This is a genomic window from Polaribacter haliotis, from assembly GCF_014784055.1.
GTDB classification, from domain to species: domain Bacteria; phylum Bacteroidota; class Bacteroidia; order Flavobacteriales; family Flavobacteriaceae; genus Polaribacter; species Polaribacter haliotis.
This window is the reverse complement of sequence record NZ_CP061813.1, coordinates 1,290,097-1,311,187: the sequence shown is the minus strand read 5'-3', so window position 1 is coordinate 1,311,187 and position 21,091 is coordinate 1,290,097. Positions and strand designations below refer to the sequence as shown.

Genomic DNA, 21,091 nt, shown 5'->3' with positions numbered 1-21,091 from the left:
TTACTCTACTTTACTATATCTAGCTAAGAAATATTGATAGACTCCATAACAAATAAAACCTGTTGCCATAAAACCCATTAACATATTTCCCCAACTAAATTCTCTCAAAAAACTGAACATTTCTTGTATTCCCTTTATAGCAGACGCATCTTTTTCGTAGGCTGCAACAGAAACAAAAAAACCGAAAATAGCAAAAGATATTCCTCTTGAAATATGTCCGTATTTTCCTGTTTTTTCTAAAATTTTCGGATAATTACTATGGTTAGTTTTTTTAATATCATTTAAAAATTTTCCTGAATAACCTTTGTAAAATTGATAACAACCTACACAAAATAAAACTATTGAAATTACATAAAGTAGGTATAAACCACCTTCATTATTTATCAAAGCCTCTACAGCAGTATTTTTTGAGCTTCCTGAAGATTCTAAATTAATTATTTTTGCAGATATAGAATATGCTAAAGTTCCATAGATAGTTCCGCTAAAAAAATAACCAATTCTTTTAAATATGCCACTTTTATCTGAACCTTCGTTCTTGCCATCGAAAAAAGCTGAATACAATCTCCAAATTGAATAGAAAATTAAGCCTATTGCAATTATTATTAAAAGAATTTTTCCGAAAATTTGATTCCCCAAAAACTGAACCACCTGGTTTTTTCCAGAAACTTCTCCACCCACATTTAAAGCAGCTAAAAGGGTTAATATACCAACTAAACTATAAATAATACCTTTTGTAATAATCCCTAGCTTTCTTATGTTTTTTATCATGCTATATTTTTATGTAAAACTAAGAGTTGATTTTAGGAAACTTTAATTGTATCCATATAAAAACGAATTCATTTAAAATTATTACTTAATTTTGATTCTTTATGGAACAACTGACTTTAACAACACCAGCACTTTTATTTTCGGCAATTTCTTTGATTATGCTTGCATATACAAATCGTTTTTTGGCCTATGCAGCTGTTATTAGAAATTTGCATGACAAATATTTAAAAGAACACGACGATTCTCTTCTAAGACAAATTAAAAACTTAAAATTGCGTTTAAACCTTACAAGATGGATGCAAATTTTTGGGATTAGTAGTTTGTTGTTTTGTGTTTTAACAATGTTTTTAATATACGTGGGTTTACAACTAACAGCTATTTATATTTTTGGCTTTGCACTTATTTTATTGATAATTTCTTTGGCTTTATTGATAAAAGAAATTCAAATTTCTGCAGAAGCTTTACAACATCATATTGCAGATATTGAAGAACATTTGGAGAAGAAATAGTGGTTTCGCTAACGTGTTTATATATGAAAAGTCATGGATTTTGAAGAATTAACTTTTTTAGAAAACAAGATACCCAATTAAACACAAAAACGGTTCATGTAGTTACCTAAACCGGTATTTTTTATATATGTTATTGATGAGTAATTGCCTGTAGCACACATAAAACGTGCTTTTCAAACTCTTCATTTATGCCAATTACGAATCTATGTCCTTGTTTAATTGCGCTTAAAGAATTCAATGTATTATTAATAACTTTCTGCTTCTTCGACATAATATACTACTAACAACACAAAATATTGTTAATCAGGCTTGATTATCGTTCCTCCTTATACGTGCTTCCTTAACGATACACAGAGATCATTAGCTATAGTTATTATTTATATTTGTATTTTTCTCCAATAATCTTTCCATCGATTCCATACGCAGTTCTAACATATTTACCTTCTATTCTTTCTTTTATAATATACCTGTCTTTTTTAACATAGGAAGAAGAATATTTTAAGTCTTTAAATATTATCTGAAACTCTTCGTCATATAAAGTTTTTTTTCTTTCATTGGTAATTACTATAAAATTTTTCACCAAATCATTTTTAGTTAATTCAAACTTTGTAAAGCGAGGTTTTTTAAGATAAGACTTTATCTTTTGTTTTTTGTTTAAATCATATATCCAAGACCCACTATTTTTTTTATTAAATAAGACTAAATTACTACTTAACCTGTCAATAGATGAATATTTTTCTAATTCTGGGGCTTCTATAAACTTTGCTTCTTTAACATTATAAACACTGTAAGCATGTGATGAATAACCATTTGGTAAAACCCCTAAAACTTTAACAATCCAGAAACTCGAATTTATCGGAGAAGCCTTATATAATTCTAAATCATTTGGAAAAATTAATTCTTTAGTTTCTAAATTTAAATAATTAGACCAAATATGTTTTTTATTTTTTAGATAGTTTCCTTCTAAAAATTTTTGATTTTTAAATGTAATAAGGTCTGTAATGTCTTCAAAAACAAAAGGAGCAATTTCTTTGTTTGATTTATAATCAATAAGTGTAGATAAATTATTTTTAAATACTTTATATCCTATGGTATCCTTATTTTTTATAAATAATTTCGTGTCAATTTTCTCATATATAAAAGAAATTTTTTCCTTATTATCTTTAAGGTTAAAAACACCGTAATTAGTACCATCTTTGGTACAAATAACGGTGTCATCAAAAACTTGAAGATTTTTTGTGTTTGCACTTTTTACTAATGGAAAAGTTGTAGTGGATTGACTCTGAAGTTCTATTTTATATTTTAAAGATGTTTTATTTAACTGAATTCCATTATTATTAAATACGTACATCTCATTGTTTAAGAATGCAATAATTTTTCCTTTATTATTAAAAAAAGTTAAATAATCATATTTAGGTTCTATAATAAGGTCTCCGTTGCAATTTATTATACCTCCTTTACGATTACTGTTCCATAATTTAAAATAAGAACCTACACTGTAATTCGGATTGTATTTAAGAAATTGAATTGTCATATTTTTAAATTCGTTTTCCTTTATTACATCTCCTTTTAATGTAATAATTTTGAAGTTTTTTAAACCTATTTTTGGTGATCCGCCACCATCATTCCCACCATAAATATATTCTCCTGTAATTAGGTTTCCTTCCTCGGAAACATTCGATAAATATGTGTATTTTGTCTTTAGTATAATTTTTCCATTGTTGTCAATTATACCTCTCTTTTTATTTTTATTATAAATTACTGCATATCCATTTTGAAATTTTTCAATGCTATAGCCCTTTTTTCTAAGTTTATTTTTTTGCTCCTTATTCAAATTTTGCGAATTTGATACTATAGAAATAAAAAGAAGAGCAAGTGTGAATATTGTTTTTTTAAAGTTTGTCATATTTTAATTAGTATTCTTAGCTAATTTATATTTTTTTAGGTACAGAAACAAGTTAAACTATAAATATAAATACCGTATTTTATAAAACGATAAGGTTATCAAAGATAAACTTCTATTACTTTGTATGTATTAAGTTTAGTATAAGTAATTTTTACTGACAGGTTTACCGATTTTTTTTATCATATTATTTCATATAAAAAATGAGATAATTTTATTCCGTTTGTAAGACCACAACTCATTCTTAACAGTATTATTATTTAAATACGAAAGTTTATAAAAACTAGTTATCATTTTTCCTCATTTGGCTTGGTTTTAGTGGCTACTATAACAATAAGTTTAATTTAAAATATTTATAACATAAGAATTATGTAAAATGTATTTTAAAAATAAAAAGTATAGTAATATGATTCAAGTTAAAGAGAACAACACTGTAAAAGTAAATTATACAGGTAAATTATCTGATGGACAAATTTTTGATAGTTCTGAAGGAAAGGAACCTTTAGAATTTACTTTAGGACAAGGACAGTTAATACCTGGTTTTGAAAAAGGGTTAATAGATATGAAGTTGCATGAGAAAAAAACTGTTACAGTTTCCAAAGAAGAAGCCTATGGAGAAATTAATGGTGATTTAATACAAGAAGTAAAGAAGACAGAACTTCCAGAAGATATGACACCAGAAGTTGGTATGGGATTAGTTTCTAAAACTCCAGATGGCCAAGAATTAAATTTAATGGTTGTGGAAGTGAAGGAAGAAAGTATTGTTATCGATGGAAACCATCCATTGGCTGGTAAAGAACTTATTTTCGATCTTGAAGTGGTAGAAATTAATCCACTTGAGATTATCAAATAAAATAAAACACTTTTTTTATAGCCTGACTGCTTTTTGTTAATTTTTTTAGCAAAGGTTGTCAGGTTTTTGTTTTTATTAATTTTATTGAAACTATTTAATTTAAATATAAAAACAAAATATAAGATATTGAAACAAGATTAGTATATAAAAAAGTAAGCGCCGTTTTTTACAAAACGACGTCTTACCAAGTAAACTAATAAAACCAAGTATTAGTAACCATATTAGAAGTTAGCTTTCTAATAAATTTTTAATAGGAATAAGGTTTGTGGTTATAACTTAAAACCCTTTTTAATTTCCAAATTTTATTTTCGAGTATCCAAAGATGTGTAAAATCTGCAATACCCACTGTTGTTAATTTTCCGTTTTGTTTTTCTTGAAAGGTGTGTTTCCCTTTTTGGATGGCACCATATAATTGTCCTTTTTTCTTCATCGAAAAAACTTCTAAAGAATTTTCTACAAGATTTCTGGCATGGTTATCTGGCTTGGAACAAATGTTGTTTTTTACAGCTTCAAGAAACTGTTCTTTGTTTTGAATGCCACCAATATCATGATAAAACTCAAAATTATCTGAAATTATTGGCTCTAATTTTTTAAGATTACAATTATTAAAAGCATTTTCGAAAATTGTACTGTCTTTAGATTTTAATATTTGGTACAATTCTGAATTTTTAGATTCTTGCGCATTGCTAAATAAGCTAAACAAAAACATAAGAATTGCCATGATAATTTTAATGAGTACAGAATCCTTAAAAGGATCTAAAAGAGATTTCATAGTTGGTTTGGTTTTGAAAACTTGAGGCTATTGCTAGCCTCAAGAAATCTTGGTTTTGGTTGATTGAAATAAGTTTATTTTTTAGAAACACTTCCTCCAGAAGTAGATTTCTTATTCACTTTTTTAGGGTTTCCTTTAAAGTCGATATCTCCACCACTTGTTGCTTTTGCTTCAATTTTATCGGATGCAAAAATGTTAATGTCTGCACCACTTGTAGCTTTCGCAATTACATTTGCACTTCTTAATTCGTATGCATCTATAGAACTTCCACTTGTGGCACTAGAAGCATGGTTGGTTGTTATTCCAGAAATGTAAATATCAGATCCGCTTGTAGAAGCAGTTTCTACACTTTCTGCATCTACTTCTATTTGAATGTCTGCACCACTTGTTGCGGAGATTGAAATCTCTTGAGTTTTAATAACTCCTTTTCCATAAACGTCGCTTCCACTTGTGGCTGTTAAAAGATCTAAGTTTTTAACAGCTACATGTACTTTTCTGGCTTTTGCCTTCCAAATATTTTTCTCTGAATAGATTCTTAATACACCATCATTTACCTCTGTAATAATAATTTCATGCAAATTTTCGTCTGCTTCAATGGTTACTTCGTTTGTATTTCCTTGTGTAATATATAAATCGATTCCTGAGCTTACTTTTATTCCAGAGAAGTTTTCGTCTACTTTTCTGTCTTCAATCGTTACATTTCTATTTCCATTAACTCTGTTAAACATATCGACTCCACAAGATGTAAATACGGTTGCTAAAAAAAGAATTGCGACAATTTTGTTGATTGATTTTTTCATGATTATGGTTTGTTTAGATTGTAAAAGTCTCTTAATAGACGATTACAACAAAAGTTTAGTTGCCCAACTGTGTAAATTTTATGCTGAAATGTAATTTAAATTGTTTCTTTTTCAATTTCTTCTAATTCTTCCTCTTCCTTTACACAGTCTGTACACTTTAAAATGCTTTTACCCATTGTAAAATATCTATCAAGCATATTTCTATCACGAATTTTTTCATCATTTTTAATATTATAGATGAAGTTCTTTACAGAATTATCGAAATAAATGGTCATATTTTCTGGAATAAACACAGTAATATCTACTTCTTCGTCTTTCCAAATATTGGTAACATCAGATAAGAAAAATGCATCGAAAACAATTTCATTTCCAGTAACCTCATACTTATACTCAATTTTTTCGGCAGTTTTGTTTGCCAAAATTCTGCTTTTTCCACGAGATTCTTTTTGCACTACAATGTACGTTTCGTTTGTAGCACTTCTTTTTACATCTATTTCTACGTCATTTGAATACACTGCTATTTTGTCGTCAATTTCAACCTTGTATTTTCGAGAACTTCTTCTTAAATTATGTTGATAATATATAGCATCATCATTCTTCATTTTTAAAACTAACGTATCATTACTTTGAATGTTTAAAGTATTTTTCTCCACAGATTGGCCATAATTCGCATGGGAAGCTCCAAACTCCAAACCAGCAAAAATGATTCCTAATAAAGCAATAATCCAAATTCCTAAAAGAGTTAAAGAAGTTGTTTTGCTAAATTGTTTTACACTGCTAGAAAGTATTCTTAAACCTAATACGAATAAGACTAAAAACGGTATTCCAACTAATAAAAAAAGAAACAATGTTAATACCCACATTGGTATTTTTGATGCGTAGAAAAACTCTGGATATTGTAATATTTCTTCTCCAAAATTTAAAAATTCTAAGCTACCTACAGAAAACCCTCCAATAATAAGAGATAAAATAACTGCTGCTGCCACAAATACTAAGATGGCTCCTATAAATTTTCCAATTACTTTTAAAAGTACTAAGAAAATATTGCCTAATGCATTTAAAAAATCTTGCAGTCCGTTATTTTTTTTTGTCTTTGCTCTAAAGGTTTTACTCATTTTTTCTGAAAACTCGTTTGCACCATCTTTTATTTTTTCTGAAGCTTGGTTTGCAAAAACACTAACATTTTCGGAAACATTATTAAATTCTTCTCGAATCTTTTTTTCGATATTATCGATGTTTACAGGTTCGCCTTCCATTTGTAATTTTTCGGCAGTTGTTTTTGCTTCAGGAAGTAAAATCCAAAGAATAATGTATAAAATTACCCCAAAACCAGCACCAAAGAATAATGCTAATAGTCCAAGACGAATCCAAATCGTATCAACATCAAAATAATGTGCAATACCAGATGCAACACCACCTATAAATTTATCGTCTCCATCTCTAAATAGTTTTTTTCCAGAGGCACTATTTCTTGTGTAAGAGTAACTAGAATTATCATACGCTTCTTCTGCTTCTGCATAATCTTCTGGCTGTCCCATAATTGCGATAATATCGTCGATATCACTTTCGTTAACGACTTGTCTTGCGTCTGTAATTTTTTCTGATAAAAGTTCGCTAATTCGTGCTTCTATATCTGCAATAATCTCATTTTTTCCTTGAGGATCGTCGCTTAAAGACCTAGAAATAGATTCTAGATATCTTTTTAATTTCTGATAAGCGACTTCGTCTATATGGAAGAAAAATCCGCCTAAATTAATATTTATTGTCTTATTCATCTGTAGTTGGTTTTTTGCTGATTACTTGGTTTACTGAATTGATTAAATTACTCCATGTTTTATCTAATTCTTTTAAAAACATGCCTCCGTTTTCGGTTAAAACGTAATATTTTCTTGGTGGTCCAGAAGTAGATTCTTCCCATCTATAGGTTAATAAGCCTGCGTTTTTTAAACGTGTTAATAATGGATAAATGGTCCCTTCAACCACAATCATTTCTGCACCTTTTAATGTGGAAAGAATTTCAGAAGTATAAGCATCGCCATTTTTTAAGATGGATAAAATGCAATATTCTAAAACACCTTTTCGCATTTGTGCTTTTGTGTTTTCTATTTTCATGTATTTGTTGGTTGAGTCCATACTAATCTTCTTATTTTGAAGAAAATTAAGGACGTTAATTTTATGTTTTGAAATCTCATTTTCATTTTTTTTTATTTTACAAATTTTATGGTAAATGGATATTTGTAATTCTCTCCATCTTTTACTTTTAAGGATGCAATAATTACCAAGGCAATTCCTATAAAGTAAATAATGCCTGCAATAGAACCTAAACCTATAAATCCAAAAAGATTATCGAAATTTAAGTTGATATCTATATTGTTAAAATTTCTAAAGTTTCTAAAAATAGAACCAAATGCAAATGGAACAAATGCAATGCTTATAATAAAAACATATAAGGTATAACTGATGTTAAAATTTACAGCTTCTTTACCTTGTTCGTCTAAATAAAGACTTCTATCTTTTAAAGTTTGCCAAGCTATTAATGGTGCTACTATATTTCCGAAAGGAAACATAAAACCTGCAAATGCAGATAAATGTATTAAAAATGCGTTGGTGTTTTCGTTGTTTTGTTTCATTTTATTAAATCTATATAATACTTTCTTATGCAAATATATATCTTAAAGATAGTATTATGCAATGCATAGTACTATAATTAACATTTTTTTAACATTATTATTTTTAATTCATTTCAACATAAAAAGAGCTGAAACAATTACTGTTATTGAGTTTTATAAATTAATTTTAAGTATATTGTGCTTTTAAATAATTTCAATAAGAAACTATTATTGCTTCAAAAATTACAATAAAAATGAAATTTACTCCAAGAAAAGTCAATCTTTTTAACCTCGTAAAACTTCCTTTGGCCTATTTTGGAGGTGTAAGAGTTCGTTCGATTACAGATACTGAAGTTGTAGTTTCTATAAAACACAAATGGTTAAACCAAAATCCGTTTAGAAGTATGTTTTGGGCTGCACAAGGAATGGCTGCAGAAATGCCAACTGGTATTTTGGTAATGAAAGCAATTGACGATTCTAAGAGAAAAGTATCGATGTTGGTTACGCACCAAGAAGCAGATTTCTATAAAAAAGCAACAGGCAAAATTTTATTTACTTGCAAAGGAGGAAATGAAATTAGAAGCGCAATCCAAGAATCTATAAAAACTGGAGAAGGACAATTAGTTGTTTTAACATCGGAAGGAAAAAATGAAGATGGAGTAGTCGTTTCTAAATTTCAGTTTAACTGGAGTGTGAGAGTGAAACAGTAATTTTAATTTTTTTTAAAAATAAAACCAAGCAAAAGAGCTTGGTTTTATAATAAATTTTTTTTAAAAAAAAAGAATTATTTATTTTCTTTCTTTTTCTTTCTCTTTTATACCTTTAATGTAAGTATCTAAACGTTTTCCATAAGTAGAATTCTTTACACCTTCAGATAACGAATTATTAATAGTGTCTAATAATTTAATATTAGCATTGTATAATTCAGTTAGAGCAATATATGGTGCTGCTTCAGAATCTGCATTAGTTAATGCAAAGTTAGTGGTGTATAAATACCTTCTTCTAATCATATTTCGATAATCTTTATCTAATTTCTCTAATAAATCTTTATCATTATCTCTTTTCGCATCAAATTCTTTTTTAACAAACTCTAAACTTTGAATTTGAAATTTCGAATTTATCTTCATATAATCGTTAAAAACCAATTGGTTTTTAGAACCCGTAATTTCTGGGTTAAAACCAAATAATTCGATATTATCTTTTATTGTAATTGTTCCTTTATCTCCGAAAAATAAAATTCTTTTATTAGTAATATTTCCATTAAAAGTTACGTAATACATTTCTGGAGATTCTACATTATCTGTTAATCTAAAATTCCCATCGCCAGAAACTTTTACAGAATCTACAGATACTAGTGCAGTGTCTTGCATTTTTTGTAAGTATAAAGTTCCTTTTTTTAAACCTTTAATATTTCCTTGAACAATCATGTTTCCATCTTTCTTAGTGGAACACGCAACAGCTAAAATAGCTATTAATATAAACCCAATTATTTTCTTCATAATCTTAAAAATTTTCGATTGCAAATATGCTTTAATTTTTTAAATGTTCGCCGCTAATTCCATTAAAATTGTACATAAAATTGCGCCAACTGTACCAATTGCATATCCAAAAACTGCTAATAAAACACCTACAGTAGCCAAAGAAGGATGAAAAGCTTGTGCTACAATTGGAGCAGAAGCAGCACCACCAACGTTTGCTTGACTTCCAACTGCTAAAAAGAAATAAGGAGCTCTTATTAATTTAGCAATTAAAACCAATAAACCTGCATGGATACTCATCCAAACAAAACCAATGGCAATTAAGCCTGGATTATCGAAAATCATTTTTAAATCCATTTTCATACCAATAGTTGCAACTAAAATGTAAATAAAAACACTTCCTAATTTACTTGCACCTGCACCTTCGTAATTTTTTGCTTTTGTATAAGACAATAGAATTGCTACAATTGTAGATATACTAATGAGCCAGAAAAAGCTAGATCCTAAAAAAGAAAAGATATTTCTCCAAGTTTGCGATTCCATAGAAGCTACAAAATCATTAAAAAAAGCACCTAAATATTTTGCTGAAAAATGTCCGAAACCAACAGTTCCAAAAGCAATCGCTAACATAATCATTAAATCTGTTAAAGTAGGATTTCTCTTTACTTTTTGAGCAAATGAAGAAACTTTTTCTTTTAATTCTTCAATAGCAGAAGTATCTGCTTTTAACCATTTGTTAATTTTATCTTTTCTACCAATTCCTATTAATAAAACAGCCATCCAAACATTTGCTATTACAATATCTACAAACACCATTCCTCCATATTTTGCAGGATTGTATTTATAAATTTCCAGCATTGCAGTTTGGTTTGCGCCTCCACCAATCCAACTTCCAGCTAACGTAGAAAGTCCTCTCCAAACAGCATCGAAGTTTGCGCCCCCAACAGTTTCTGGAGAAAATATAGAAATTAAGAGAATCGCTAAAGGCCCACCAATAATAATTCCTACAGTTCCTGTAAAAAACATAATTAATGCTTTAGAACCTAAATTAAAAATAGCTTTTAAATCGATGCTTAAAGTCATTAAAACCAAAGCTGCAGGTAATAAAAAACGACTTGCTATATAGTATAATTGAGAATTCCCTTTTACAATTTCTCCAGTGGCATTTGTGGTTTCCCAATCTGGAGAAATAACGCCAATTGTTGTAAATATAGCAGGTATAAAATATGCCATAAATAAACCAGGAACAATTTTGTAAAACTTTGGCCAAAAGCCTTTTTCTATACTTTCTGTATAAAAAACAAATCCTAAAGAGAGCATTAAAATACCAAATACAATAGCATCGTTTGTAAAAATGGGTTCCATATTAGCTTGTTTTTTTAGAAAAATCTGTGTTTAAAATAATACCAAATTGTAATCTTTTTAAAACTTTAGAAGGGAGTTTAATTTGGAAATAACCCGCTTTTAATTTGATGTTGTTATTCAATTTATGAATAAATCCTGCACCAGTCCAATTTTGAACAAATCTTTTAGACTTATTTAAATTTAAAAATATTTCATTAAAAGCATATACACTCCAAGTTTCCGAAAGAGGATAACTTACATTTAAATCGTAACGAATCCAATTTTGAAACTGATCTATATTAATATTTTTATGGATGAATCTTTGTTCAAATCTAAAACGATGTCTTGCATTAAAAACTCCCCATTTCGAATTTAAATTCAAATCCTCATAAAAACGATATTCATATAAATTTGCGGAAGAAGTATCGTAAGCTAAATCTCCTGTTGCGTAACTCATACCCAAAGTAACATTTGTTTTTGGGTTGAATTTATAATTTAAACCTAGTCTGTATATTTCTTGCTGAAACTCACTTGCAGTTTCAAAATACCTAAAATGCGCCATTGTTTTCAATGAATATTTTTCAGATAATTTATGAGAACCATTATACATATACCAAGTTCCTAATTGATTTTCAGGTAATTTTTGAGCTTGAGTATTAAAAATGATAAAAGTCAAACTGAATAAAAAAATTATTTTACGCATATTTTAATTTGTTGAATAAATTTTAGTTTCTTTAAAAGGAGAAATTTTAATATTTTCAGTTTCTGATTTGTATTTGATCCAATCGTTATTAAAAAAGGCATTCGTTTCGCTAACGACTTTTTTAAACTCCTCTTTAAACTGATTTATTAAAACAGTTTCTGTTGAAGTTTGCTCTCCAAAACGAGAACGAATATAACTACTTGCTTGATAAAAACGCTGATTTACAGTGATTTCTGGGTTTCTAGTAATTCCTTGTCTTTTATCAATAGTACCTAAGAATTTAGCGATTAATCCATCAATTTTTTTAATTATATCTGTAGACAATTTTATTTCTGTTTTATATTTTTTCTTATCATCTTTAGATAAATCAGATTTTATTGAACTTGCAGTATTTTTACTTTCAACTAATTGTTCTACAACATTTGCAATCTTTTCTTGATAAAATTCCAATTCTTTACTTGCGTTGTATTTTTGATTGATAGCTGTTTCAGAAATTTGTAACCTAGGATCAAATTCAACTTTAATATTTTGCTCAGAAACTTCATTTCCAAACGTCATTTTTAAACGATACGTTCCTGGTTTTACAGTTACACCTCCTGGTTCTCTTTTAGATTTACTAATTCTTCGAGAAGCTCTTGCAACTCCTTTTTCTCTTAAATACCAAGTGGTTTTATGAATTCCGCTTTCTTTAGGAGCTTTAAATTTTAAAGTTCTAATTTGGCGAGCGCCATCAAAAATTTCTAATTTAATAGAATCGTATTTTACTTGGTTTTTATCTTTTTTAGCTTCACTTTTGTCCTGTTTCTTATCACTTTTGTCTTTCTTCTTTTCAACAGGTTTATCAATATAATAAGAAATAATAGCGCCTCTTTTTCGGTTCTCTCCTTGATACAAAGCATCTGCACCAAATCTACTTCCAGTTGGTTGTTGAGATGCTGCTTGGTATGCGATTGGAGGTTGAAACAATTGTAACCTTTTTGAAGTTTTGTTATTCGTTGCGAGTGCTCTTAAAGGACGAATATCATCTAAAACCCATGCTGCACGTCCAAAAGTTCCGATTACTAAATCTTGTTCTCTAGGATGAATTACCAAATCTTTTACAGGAACAGTTGGAAAACCATTGGTCCATTTTGTCCATTTTTCTCCTGCATTTACAGAAATATACAAACCATCGTCAGTTCCTAAAAACAGTAAATTTTCGTTCTCAGGATCTTCAATAATAGATAAAGTATAACTTTGTACATCGTTTTCATCTACTATACGTTCCCAAGTTTTTCCGTAATTTTTAGTTCTGTATGCATAAGGTGTATAATTAAAACGCCTATAATCATTGGCAACTAAAAGTGCTTCACCTTTATTTTTATTGGATGCTTTTATTTGTGTAATCCAAGAAAATTCAGGCAAACCTTTAATGTTTTTGGCAACATTTGTCCAGCTTTCTCCACCATTTTTTGTTATGTGAACCTGCCCATCATCTGTAGCAGCCCATAAAACATCTTTTTCTAAAGGAGTAGGTTCGATTACTAAAACTGTACAGTGGTTTTCTGCACCAGTTGCATCCATACTTAAACCACCACTTTCGCTTTGTTTTAATTTTTCTGGATTATTGGTAGATAAATCTGGTGAAATAACATTCCAAGTTAACCCTTTGTCTGTCGATTTATGTACATATTGACTTCCAAAATATAATGTACTATTATCGAAAGGATCGATATTAATGGCAGAATTCCAGTTGAAACGTAATTTTACATTAGGATCTTTATGAGTTGGTTTTACTCCATAATTGTTTCCTGTTAAATAATCGAATCGTGAAACTGAACCTTGCTGGCTCATTGTCCAACCATATCTAGAATCGTCTTTATCTGGAACTACATCAAAACCATCTCCAAAACTAATTTCTTGCCAATACGAATTTCTAATTCCTTGCGCTTTCCATACATAAGCTGGACCTCTCCAAGAACCATTATCCTGCATTCCTCCATATACATTGTATGGGAATTCATTATCCACATTAATATGATAAAATTGTGCCACAGGAATGTTTCCTATAAATCGCCAAGATCTTCCACCATCTTTTGTGATATTTAATCCTCCATCATTTCCATCGATCATAAATTTCCCATTATTTGGATGAATCCACCAAGCATGATGGTCTGGATGTACACCATTATCTACACCATAAGCAGGCATTAATTGGTTGAAGTTTTTTCCACCATCTTGAGAAACGTTTACGTAAGTGAAAACCGTATAAACTCTATTTTCGTTTTGTGGATCTACATAAATTTCTGAATAATAAAAAGGACGATTTCCAATACCAGGTTTGTCGTTTATTTTTTTCCATTTAAAACCTCCATCTTCACTTTTATAAAGTGCATTTTTTTTAGCCTCCACCAAAGCATAAATTACATTTGGTTCACTTGGTGCAATTGCAACACCAATTCTTCCTAATTCACCTTTTGGAAAACCTTCTTTGTCTGTAATTTTTTTCCAATTATCTCCACCATCATGTGTAATATATAATCCACTTCCTTCTCCACCAGATTTAAAAAACCATGGATCACGTTTATGTTCCCACATTGCAGCGATTATTTTATTCGGATTTTTTGGGTCCATAATTAAATCTGCAGCTCCAGATCTAATATTAGTAAATAGTATTTGTTTCCAAGTTTTTCCACCATCCACAGTTTTGTAAACGCCACGTTCTTTATGTTCGCCCCAAGGAGAGCCAATTGCAGCTGCGTAAACAACATTAGGGTTTGTTGGGTCGATTATAACTCTATGAATATGACGTGTTTTTTCTAAACCCATTGCTTTCCAAGTTTTTCCAGCATCTAAAGATTTGTAGATTCCAAAACCACCATTTAAACTATTTCTAGGGTTTCCTTCTCCAGTTCCTGCCCAAATTACACTTGGGTTCGATTGCTGAATTGCGATTGCACCAATAGAAGCTGTTAACTCTTTTTCGAAAATTGGTTCCCATTTTACGCCACCAGAAGTAGATTTCCAAATTCCACCAGAGGCTGTTCCAACATACATAATTTCTGGGTTAGTTTCCACAACATCTATTGTAGTTACACGTCCAGACATTCCTCCAGGACCAATATTTCTTGGTTTCATATTTTTTACCAAATCCATAGAAAACTCTTGTGAAAAGAGTAGAGAAGTGGTGCATAAAAAAAGTAGTGTGATTAGTTTTTTCATTATAATAAGTTTGTAGATTTTTAATAATAGCCAACAATATACAAAATAGAAAACGCTCAATAAAAATTGAGCGATTATTTTAACAAATTTGTTTAATTAGTTTTCTCCACAAGGTCGAAATGACAATTATTATGTCATTTCGAATGAAATGAAGTGGAATTGAGAAATCTCTATTTTTACTATAAATTTAAAACCTTGTTTGGTTTATTCTTCCTTTTTTTTAGGATCTCTTTTAGCATCTTTTAAAACCTGCATTAACATCCATTCTATTTGTCCGTTTGTGGAACGAAATTCGTCTGCTGCCCATTTTTCAATAGCCTTAATCATATCTTCGTTAACTCGCAATGCGAAAGCTTTTTTCTTTGCCATCTTATTTTTTTACGAATGAAACCACTGTTTTAATTAATTCTTCAGAGATTGGAAAATCTGGAGAAAAATACGATTTCAAATTATCTTCTTCTTTTTCGATTGTTTTCAAAACATGATTCATGTTTTTTATAATTGCAAAATCTGCATTTGGTTTTGCACTTTTTAATGCGTTTGCATCTTCAATTTTTACTTGTATGTCTTTGTCACCATTTAAAATTAAAACAGGGATTTCTAATTTTTTTATTTCAGTAATTGGGTTAATTTCCATCCAAGATAATAAGAAGGGCTGATTTCTCTTTAAGAACACACTTATTAAAAACGGATTTACAGTTTCAATTTTTCCTTTGATTTTAAGTGTATCGAATTGTTTTTTTGCAGCTTCACCTAAAGTTGGGTTGTTTTTACTTATTTGTTTAACAATCGTTTTATCAATTGTTTCTCCTGCACCAGCAATGGAAATATATTTATCTACATTTTTAGATGCCAACATTGCAGTTAACGAACCTTGACTGTGCCCAGCTAAAACGATTTTGGAAAAACGCTTATCATTCTTAAAATGATTTACAACTTCCTCTGCATCTAAAGCAAAATCTCGAACTAGGGTATTTTTTAGAAAATTGCTGTTTTTAGGATTTGCAGTTCTTTTATCATAACTAAAAAATGCAATTCCTTCTTTATTTACAGCTTCTCGAAATTGTTGAATGTAATTTGCTTTTACGTTTTGCGCTGGCTGATTTCCATTTCTATCAATAGGTCCAGAACCATGTACCCAAATAATTAAAGGTTGGTTTTCTGCTGAAAATGTTAACGTTCCTGGTAATTGTATACTATCATTTTTAATTAGAATTTCTTCTGTATTTATTTGGTTAAATGCAACAAAAGTATTCAGAATGCTTAAAACGATATGTAATATAAATTTATTCATGATTTTAAATTTTTATAAACACCAGAAAATAAAAAAATTAAGAATATTATAGTAATAATTATTATTAAAGGAAATAACCATTGTATAGTTATAGACGGAAATTTAGATTTTTTAATAATAGAAAAAACTAATAAAAACATTAATATTGATATGTAAGGAAGTGAGATGAGTGTTGTTGTTTTTTGTGAATCTAAACTTTTCATATTGTAATTAATTTGTTTCTGATTTCTGGTGATCCAAAAAATAAAAATTCCTAAAGCAGTAAAAATTAGCAATAAAATCCAAATTATACTCTTGTCATCATATCTTGTTACATGTCCAGAAAAATCCATATGACCAACAATTTTATTTGGTAAAGAATTGTATGAAAAAATAACATAAAACCAAGACAATATGTTAATGATGGCAGAGAAAATAATAATATTCCTATGTTTTTTAAGCATCGATTTTAGTTAAATATGTTTTTAAAACATTAATTGCGTCCTCTTTTTTTTGAGTTCCAATTAATAATTTTTTTCCATTTTTAAATATTAATTGAATGCCAATATCACCAGAAACATTAATACATTTTCCTTTTTCTTTGTTCCAAAGTGAGCCACCTTTTAATCCCCAACCACCATATTCTCCAATAGGATCGTAAATTCTAACTTTTGCAGAAGTTATTTCTGTCCAATTAATTTTTCTGTATTTAAAATGAAAAGGAAAAAACTGATACTGAATTCCCTGTTCATCTATTCTTGTTTTTAGTTTAAAAGCAAAAATAAAAAGAGCTGAAGCAAAAATACCTGTTAGTGTTAATACAAAAGAAGTTGTTGTCATTTTAGTGTTATCTTTTAAATATTCTTGAACAATAATAGCAACAGGAACAATTAAACTCACTACCATTAAGACAATTAGCCAAGTTTGCGTAAAACGTTGTTCTTCTTTAAAAACTTTCATTTTTATCTATTTTTGTCTCTTTCTAAAACTATAGCATTCCAATTTGTTGGCATTTCTTTTAAAGTCCAACCTTCTCTTGCATACTGGTTTAATAAATCTTCAAAATTTTGAACTCTATTTCTAAAACCTAATTTTAAGGTTACTACTTTATATTCTTTCATTTTTTAATTTAATTTAGTTTCAAAGTTGAGATTTCTCCACAAGGTCGAAATAACATTTCTAATATTTTTAGTTTTGAGTGTTTCTTCCCTTTGGGAAAATTAAGATGGGATTTAAAATCCAATTAATGACTTAAAGTTCCAGCATTTACAACAGGAGAAGCTTCTTTGTCTCCACATAAAATTACTAATAAATTACTAACCATTGCAGCCTTTCTTTCATCATCTAATTCAACAATTTGTTTTTTATCTAATTCTTCTAAAGCCATTTCTACCATTTCCACTGCACCTTGCACAATTTTATGTCTTGCTGCTACAATTGCAGTTGCTTGTTGTCTTTTTAACATGGCAGAAGCAATTTCATTTGCATAGGCTAAATAACCAATTCTAGCTTCTAAAACTTCTATTCCTGCGATAGTTAAACGTTCGTCAATTTCTTTTTCTAAAGCTTCCGAAACTTCGTTTACACTTGAACGTAAAGTAATATCTTCATCATGACCCTCGTCTGCAAAATTATCATAAGGATACATACTTGCCAATTTACGAACAGCTGCATCTGTTTGTACACGAACAAAATTCTCGTAATTATCTACATCAAAAGCGGCTTTGTATGTGTTTGTAACTCGCCAAACTAAAATGGTAGAAATCATAATTGGGTTTCCTAATTTGTCGTTTACTTTTAAACGCTCACTATCGAAATTACTCGCTCTTAAAGAAATAGATTTTTTTCTATATAAAGGATTTGCCCAGTATAATCCGTTTTCTTTAATCGTTCCAACATATTTTCCAAATAATAAAATAACTTTAGAAGTATTTGGGTTTACAAGGATAAATCCAAAGAAACCAATAAAACCGACCAATGTCGCTAATAGGAAAATAGGGTTTTCGGTATTTATAACCATTGCAATTCCTCCAAAGAATAAAAGTGCAATAATTACTAACATTAAGTAACCGTTTGCTAATTTGATGATTTTTTCTGCTTTCATGAGTTGTTGATTTAAAGTGATGTTAATTTGATATCATAAAGATATGAATAAATTTTTGATATTTCCAAATAATTATGCTATTTATTTTTATAACTTCGCACAGAATTATAAATATTCCTATAAATGAAGCTTAAAATAATTATTCTTTTATCTTTCCTTTTCTTTTCGAAATCTGCAAAAGAAGAAACTCTCTTTTGGGGGCAAAATGGACATAGAGCTACAGGGAAAATTGCTGAAAATCATTTAAATCGCAGAGCAAAAAAGAAAATAGATAAATTGTTAAAAGGGCAAAGTTTGGCATTCGTATCTACATTTGCAGACGAAATAAAATCCGACAGAAAATATAACGAATTTTATCCTTGGCATTATGTAAATATGAATTTAGACCAAACATATGCAGAAGCAGAAAAGAATCCAGAAGGAGATTTGGTTACAGGGATTAAAAAAAGTATCGCAGTTTTAAAAAACAAAAATAGCTCGGAAGCAGACAAAGTTTTCTATTTAAAAATGTTGGTTCATTTTATTGGAGACTTGCATCAGCCAATGCATATTGGTCAAAGAGAAGATAAAGGAGGCAATACAATACAGGTTCAGTGGTTTGGAAATGGAACAAACTTACACGCAGTTTGGGACACAAAAATGATTGAAGAATGGAATATGAGTTATTTAGAGTTGGCAGATAACGCAAAATATTTATCTAAAAAACAAATAGAAGCCATTGAAAAAGGAACTATTGAAGATTGGGTAAATGAAGTGCACGAACTAACCAAAGAAATTTACAAGTCTGTTAAAGTAGGAGAGAACTTGCGCTACAAATATTCTTACGACCATTTTGGAACCGTTAGAAATCAACTACAAATAGGAGGAATTCGTTTGGCAAAAATATTGAACGATATTTTTTGTTAATCAGTTTTTAATACAATATTTAAAAGCTTCAAAATTTATTTTTGAAGCTTTTTTTGTTAAGAATGCGTTAAATACTAACAACCTATTTTATTTATGATTAATTTTAAAACATGAAGTGGAAAGCATTATTTATTGGACTTTTAGTAACAGTATCATTTTCTTGTAAAAAAGAAAAAGTAACAGAAAAAGAAGTGAAAAAGGAAGCTGTTGTTCAAGAAAACAAAACGACAGTAAAATCCTATTCTTACAACGAACTAAAACCTTTGTTAGAAAAAAATGACGATAAAATTTACGTTATAAATTTCTGGGCAACTTGGTGTGGACCTTGTGTAAAAGAATTGCCATCTTTCGAAAAGTTAGGAAAAGAATATGCTAATAAAAATGTAGAAGTTATTTTAGTGAGTTTAGATTTCCCAAAACAGGTAGATAAAAAACTGATTCCTTTTATTCAGAAGAAAAATTTACAATCGGAAGTTATTTTATTAGACGATATTAACGAAGATGTTTGGATAAAAGCAATTGACAAAAATTGGTCTGGAGCCATTCCAGCAACTTTAATATATAATAAAAATAAAAGAATGTTTTACGAACAATCTTTTGAATACGACACTTTAGAGAAAGAAGTACAAACCTTTTTAAATCCTTAGAAAATGAAATTTACAAAAGTAATATTAATAATCTGTGTATTTGCATTGACTGCATTTACCCTAAAAACAGACAAGAAAGACGGTTATAAAGTCGGAGATAAAATTGAAGATTTTAGCCTAAAAAATATCGATAATAAAATAGTTTCTTTATCAGATTATTCTTCTGCGAAAGGTTTTATTATCATATTTACCTGTAATACTTGCCCTTATTCTGTGGCAAATGAAGATAGAATTATCTCTTTAGACCAAAAATATAAAAAGGCAGGTTTTCCTGTAATTGCCATTAACCCAAATGATCCTGTAGCAGTTTCTGGAGATAGTTTCGAGAAAATGAAAGTAAGAGCAGACGAAAAAGGATTTACATTTCCGTATTTATTTGATGATGGACAAAAAGTGTATCCAAAATTCGGAGCCACAAAAACACCACATGTTTATATCGTTACTAAAAAAGATATGAAAGTACAATATATTGGAGCGATTGATAACAGTTCTAGAGATGAAGATTCTGTTACAGAAAAATATGTAGAAAATGCTGTGGATGCTTTATTAGCTGGAAAAAAAGTAGAAAAAACTGAGACGAGAGCTATTGGTTGTTCTATTAAAGTGCAGTAGAGTTTTTTCTTTTTTGAAATATACTAAATCCCAAGCTTTGCTTGGGATTTTTTCGTTTGAGTATTTCTATATATTTGAGTAATTAAGTACGCTATTTTGAATAAGCACCAGAAGAATATGTAAGTTCATAACTATGTGTATATATTTCAAAAACAATTCCAAATGGATCTTCTACATAACACATTTTAAAAGGCTTGTCATTTGGGTAATATTCTCTTATTGGCATTCTTTGTTTTCCTCCATAGGACAAAATTTTTGTTATAAGTTCTTCAATATTTGGGTCTTGTACACAAAAGTGAAATAGACCAGTATTAAAAGGATTGAATTCAGGTGCTTCTTTAATTCCATTTGAAAAAGAAAATAATTCTACTCCTATACCATCTGAAGTTGCTAAATGAGCAATTTCAAATTCTTTCCAGTCATTCCCAAAAACATCAATACACATTTGACCAATAGCGGTTTCTTTTTCTTTTTTAACTACTGAAGGTTCCATAATTATGTACCAACCCATTACTTCTGAATAGAATTTTACAGCTTCTTTTATATTTGGAACTGTTATTCCGATATGTGAAAATGATTTTGGATAATTTTTATTAATTGTCATAATTT

24 protein-coding genes are annotated in these 21,091 nt (G+C 29.2%); 6 read left to right on the top strand and 18 right to left on the bottom strand.

The features are described from left to right. A complete protein-coding gene (locus tag H9I45_RS05480) occupies positions 1-768 on the bottom strand; it encodes a DUF1206 domain-containing protein (RefSeq protein ID WP_088353073.1) in 768 nt (255 codons plus the stop codon). Between the two features lie 101 nt (positions 769-869). Here H9I45_RS05480 and H9I45_RS05475 point away from each other — a divergent pair, with 101 nt between their 5' ends. Further along, the gene (locus H9I45_RS05475; RefSeq protein WP_088353072.1) at positions 870-1,277 is read left to right on the top strand and encodes a DUF2721 domain-containing protein; all 408 of its coding nucleotides are present in this window, start codon (positions 870-872) and stop codon (positions 1,275-1,277) included. Positions 1,278-1,650: 373 nt separating this feature from the next. Here the strand turns inward: H9I45_RS05475 and H9I45_RS05470 are convergent, their stop codons facing one another. Further along, entirely contained in the window at positions 1,651-3,111 is a 1,461-nt protein-coding gene (locus H9I45_RS05470; protein ID WP_176397528.1) for a WG repeat-containing protein, read from the bottom strand. A 475-nt stretch (positions 3,112-3,586) separates the two neighbouring features. On the opposite strand from H9I45_RS05470, the gene H9I45_RS05465 reads away from it, so the two are divergent. After that, entirely contained in the window at positions 3,587-4,033 is a 447-nt protein-coding gene (locus H9I45_RS05465) for an FKBP-type peptidyl-prolyl cis-trans isomerase (protein ID WP_088353277.1), read from the top strand. A 247-nt stretch (positions 4,034-4,280) separates the two neighbouring features. On the opposite strand, the gene H9I45_RS05460 is transcribed toward H9I45_RS05465, so the two are convergent. From H9I45_RS05460 to H9I45_RS05440, 5 genes are all read right to left on the bottom strand, one after another. Next, the gene (locus H9I45_RS05460) at positions 4,281-4,805 is read right to left on the bottom strand and encodes a nuclear transport factor 2 family protein (protein ID WP_088353069.1); all 525 of its coding nucleotides are present in this window, start codon (positions 4,803-4,805) and stop codon (positions 4,281-4,283) included. A gap of 74 nt (positions 4,806-4,879) precedes the next feature. Beyond that, positions 4,880-5,605, bottom strand: coding sequence for a head GIN domain-containing protein (locus H9I45_RS05455; protein WP_088353067.1), 726 nt, complete (start codon positions 5,603-5,605; stop codon positions 4,880-4,882). Between the two features lie 95 nt (positions 5,606-5,700). Next, positions 5,701-7,380 (bottom strand): PspC domain-containing protein, encoded by a 1,680-nt coding sequence (locus tag H9I45_RS05450; RefSeq protein ID WP_088353066.1) that lies wholly within the window; start codon positions 7,378-7,380, stop codon positions 5,701-5,703. Continuing rightward, positions 7,373-7,717 (bottom strand): PadR family transcriptional regulator, encoded by a 345-nt coding sequence (locus H9I45_RS05445; protein ID WP_088353276.1) that lies wholly within the window; start codon positions 7,715-7,717, stop codon positions 7,373-7,375. The genes H9I45_RS05450 and H9I45_RS05445 overlap by 8 nt, the downstream gene beginning before the upstream one ends. 92 nt (positions 7,718-7,809) lie before the next feature. Further along, positions 7,810-8,235 carry a DUF4870 domain-containing protein gene (locus H9I45_RS05440; RefSeq protein ID WP_088353065.1) on the bottom strand — a complete coding sequence of 142 codons (426 nt, stop codon included), beginning with the start codon at positions 8,233-8,235 and terminating at the stop codon, positions 7,810-7,812. A gap of 233 nt (positions 8,236-8,468) precedes the next feature. Here H9I45_RS05440 and H9I45_RS05435 point away from each other — a divergent pair, with 233 nt between their 5' ends. Continuing rightward, a complete protein-coding gene (locus H9I45_RS05435) occupies positions 8,469-8,924 on the top strand; it encodes a DUF4442 domain-containing protein (protein ID WP_088353064.1) in 456 nt (151 codons plus the stop codon). A gap of 78 nt (positions 8,925-9,002) precedes the next feature. On the opposite strand, the gene H9I45_RS05430 is transcribed toward H9I45_RS05435, so the two are convergent. The 10 genes from H9I45_RS05430 to H9I45_RS05385 form a co-directional block, all read right to left on the bottom strand. After that, positions 9,003-9,713 (bottom strand): DUF4369 domain-containing protein, encoded by a 711-nt coding sequence (locus tag H9I45_RS05430; RefSeq protein WP_088353063.1) that lies wholly within the window; start codon positions 9,711-9,713, stop codon positions 9,003-9,005. 39 nt (positions 9,714-9,752) lie between these two features. After that, entirely contained in the window at positions 9,753-11,057 is a 1,305-nt protein-coding gene (locus H9I45_RS05425) for a DUF819 family protein (protein ID WP_088353062.1), read from the bottom strand. Between the two features lies 1 nt (position 11,058). Beyond that, positions 11,059-11,739: a DUF2490 domain-containing protein gene (locus H9I45_RS05420; protein ID WP_088353060.1), complete on the bottom strand. Its 681-nt coding sequence runs from the start codon at positions 11,737-11,739 to the stop codon at positions 11,059-11,061. A gap of 3 nt (positions 11,740-11,742) precedes the next feature. Beyond that, positions 11,743-14,940 carry a WD40/YVTN/BNR-like repeat-containing protein gene (locus tag H9I45_RS05415; protein ID WP_088353059.1) on the bottom strand — a complete coding sequence of 1,066 codons (3,198 nt, stop codon included), beginning with the start codon at positions 14,938-14,940 and terminating at the stop codon, positions 11,743-11,745. Between the two features lie 204 nt (positions 14,941-15,144). Next, complete coding sequence (locus H9I45_RS05410; RefSeq protein WP_088353058.1) at positions 15,145-15,309, bottom strand: type II toxin-antitoxin system antitoxin; 165 nt, start codon at positions 15,307-15,309, stop codon at positions 15,145-15,147. Between the two features lies 1 nt (position 15,310). Further along, a complete protein-coding gene (locus tag H9I45_RS05405) occupies positions 15,311-16,234 on the bottom strand; it encodes an alpha/beta hydrolase family protein (RefSeq protein WP_088353056.1) in 924 nt (307 codons plus the stop codon). Continuing rightward, the gene (locus H9I45_RS16475) at positions 16,231-16,677 is read right to left on the bottom strand and encodes a DUF1648 domain-containing protein (RefSeq protein ID WP_088353054.1); all 447 of its coding nucleotides are present in this window, start codon (positions 16,675-16,677) and stop codon (positions 16,231-16,233) included. The genes H9I45_RS05405 and H9I45_RS16475 overlap by 4 nt, the downstream gene beginning before the upstream one ends. Next, positions 16,670-17,173, bottom strand: coding sequence for a hypothetical protein (locus tag H9I45_RS05395; protein WP_176397527.1), 504 nt, complete (start codon positions 17,171-17,173; stop codon positions 16,670-16,672). The genes H9I45_RS16475 and H9I45_RS05395 overlap by 8 nt, the downstream gene beginning before the upstream one ends. Before the next feature lie 2 nt (positions 17,174-17,175). Further along, positions 17,176-17,334: a DUF4177 domain-containing protein gene (locus tag H9I45_RS05390; protein ID WP_088353053.1), complete on the bottom strand. Its 159-nt coding sequence runs from the start codon at positions 17,332-17,334 to the stop codon at positions 17,176-17,178. 122 nt (positions 17,335-17,456) lie between these two features. Beyond that, entirely contained in the window at positions 17,457-18,317 is an 861-nt protein-coding gene (locus tag H9I45_RS05385; RefSeq protein ID WP_088353051.1) for an SPFH domain-containing protein, read from the bottom strand. Positions 18,318-18,440: 123 nt separating this feature from the next. Between H9I45_RS05385 and H9I45_RS05380 the strand changes: the two genes are divergently transcribed. From H9I45_RS05380 to H9I45_RS05370, 3 genes are all read left to right on the top strand, one after another. Then, a complete protein-coding gene (locus tag H9I45_RS05380; protein WP_088353050.1) occupies positions 18,441-19,223 on the top strand; it encodes a S1/P1 nuclease in 783 nt (260 codons plus the stop codon). A gap of 110 nt (positions 19,224-19,333) precedes the next feature. Continuing rightward, positions 19,334-19,870, top strand: coding sequence for a TlpA disulfide reductase family protein (locus H9I45_RS05375; protein WP_088353049.1), 537 nt, complete (start codon positions 19,334-19,336; stop codon positions 19,868-19,870). A gap of 3 nt (positions 19,871-19,873) precedes the next feature. Next, positions 19,874-20,482, top strand: coding sequence for a thioredoxin family protein (locus H9I45_RS05370; protein WP_088353048.1), 609 nt, complete (start codon positions 19,874-19,876; stop codon positions 20,480-20,482). A gap of 91 nt (positions 20,483-20,573) precedes the next feature. Here H9I45_RS05370 and H9I45_RS05365 read toward each other — a convergent pair whose 3' ends face one another. Then, positions 20,574-21,086 carry a VOC family protein gene (locus H9I45_RS05365; protein ID WP_088353047.1) on the bottom strand — a complete coding sequence of 171 codons (513 nt, stop codon included), beginning with the start codon at positions 21,084-21,086 and terminating at the stop codon, positions 20,574-20,576. Positions 21,087-21,091 lie beyond the last annotated feature (5 nt).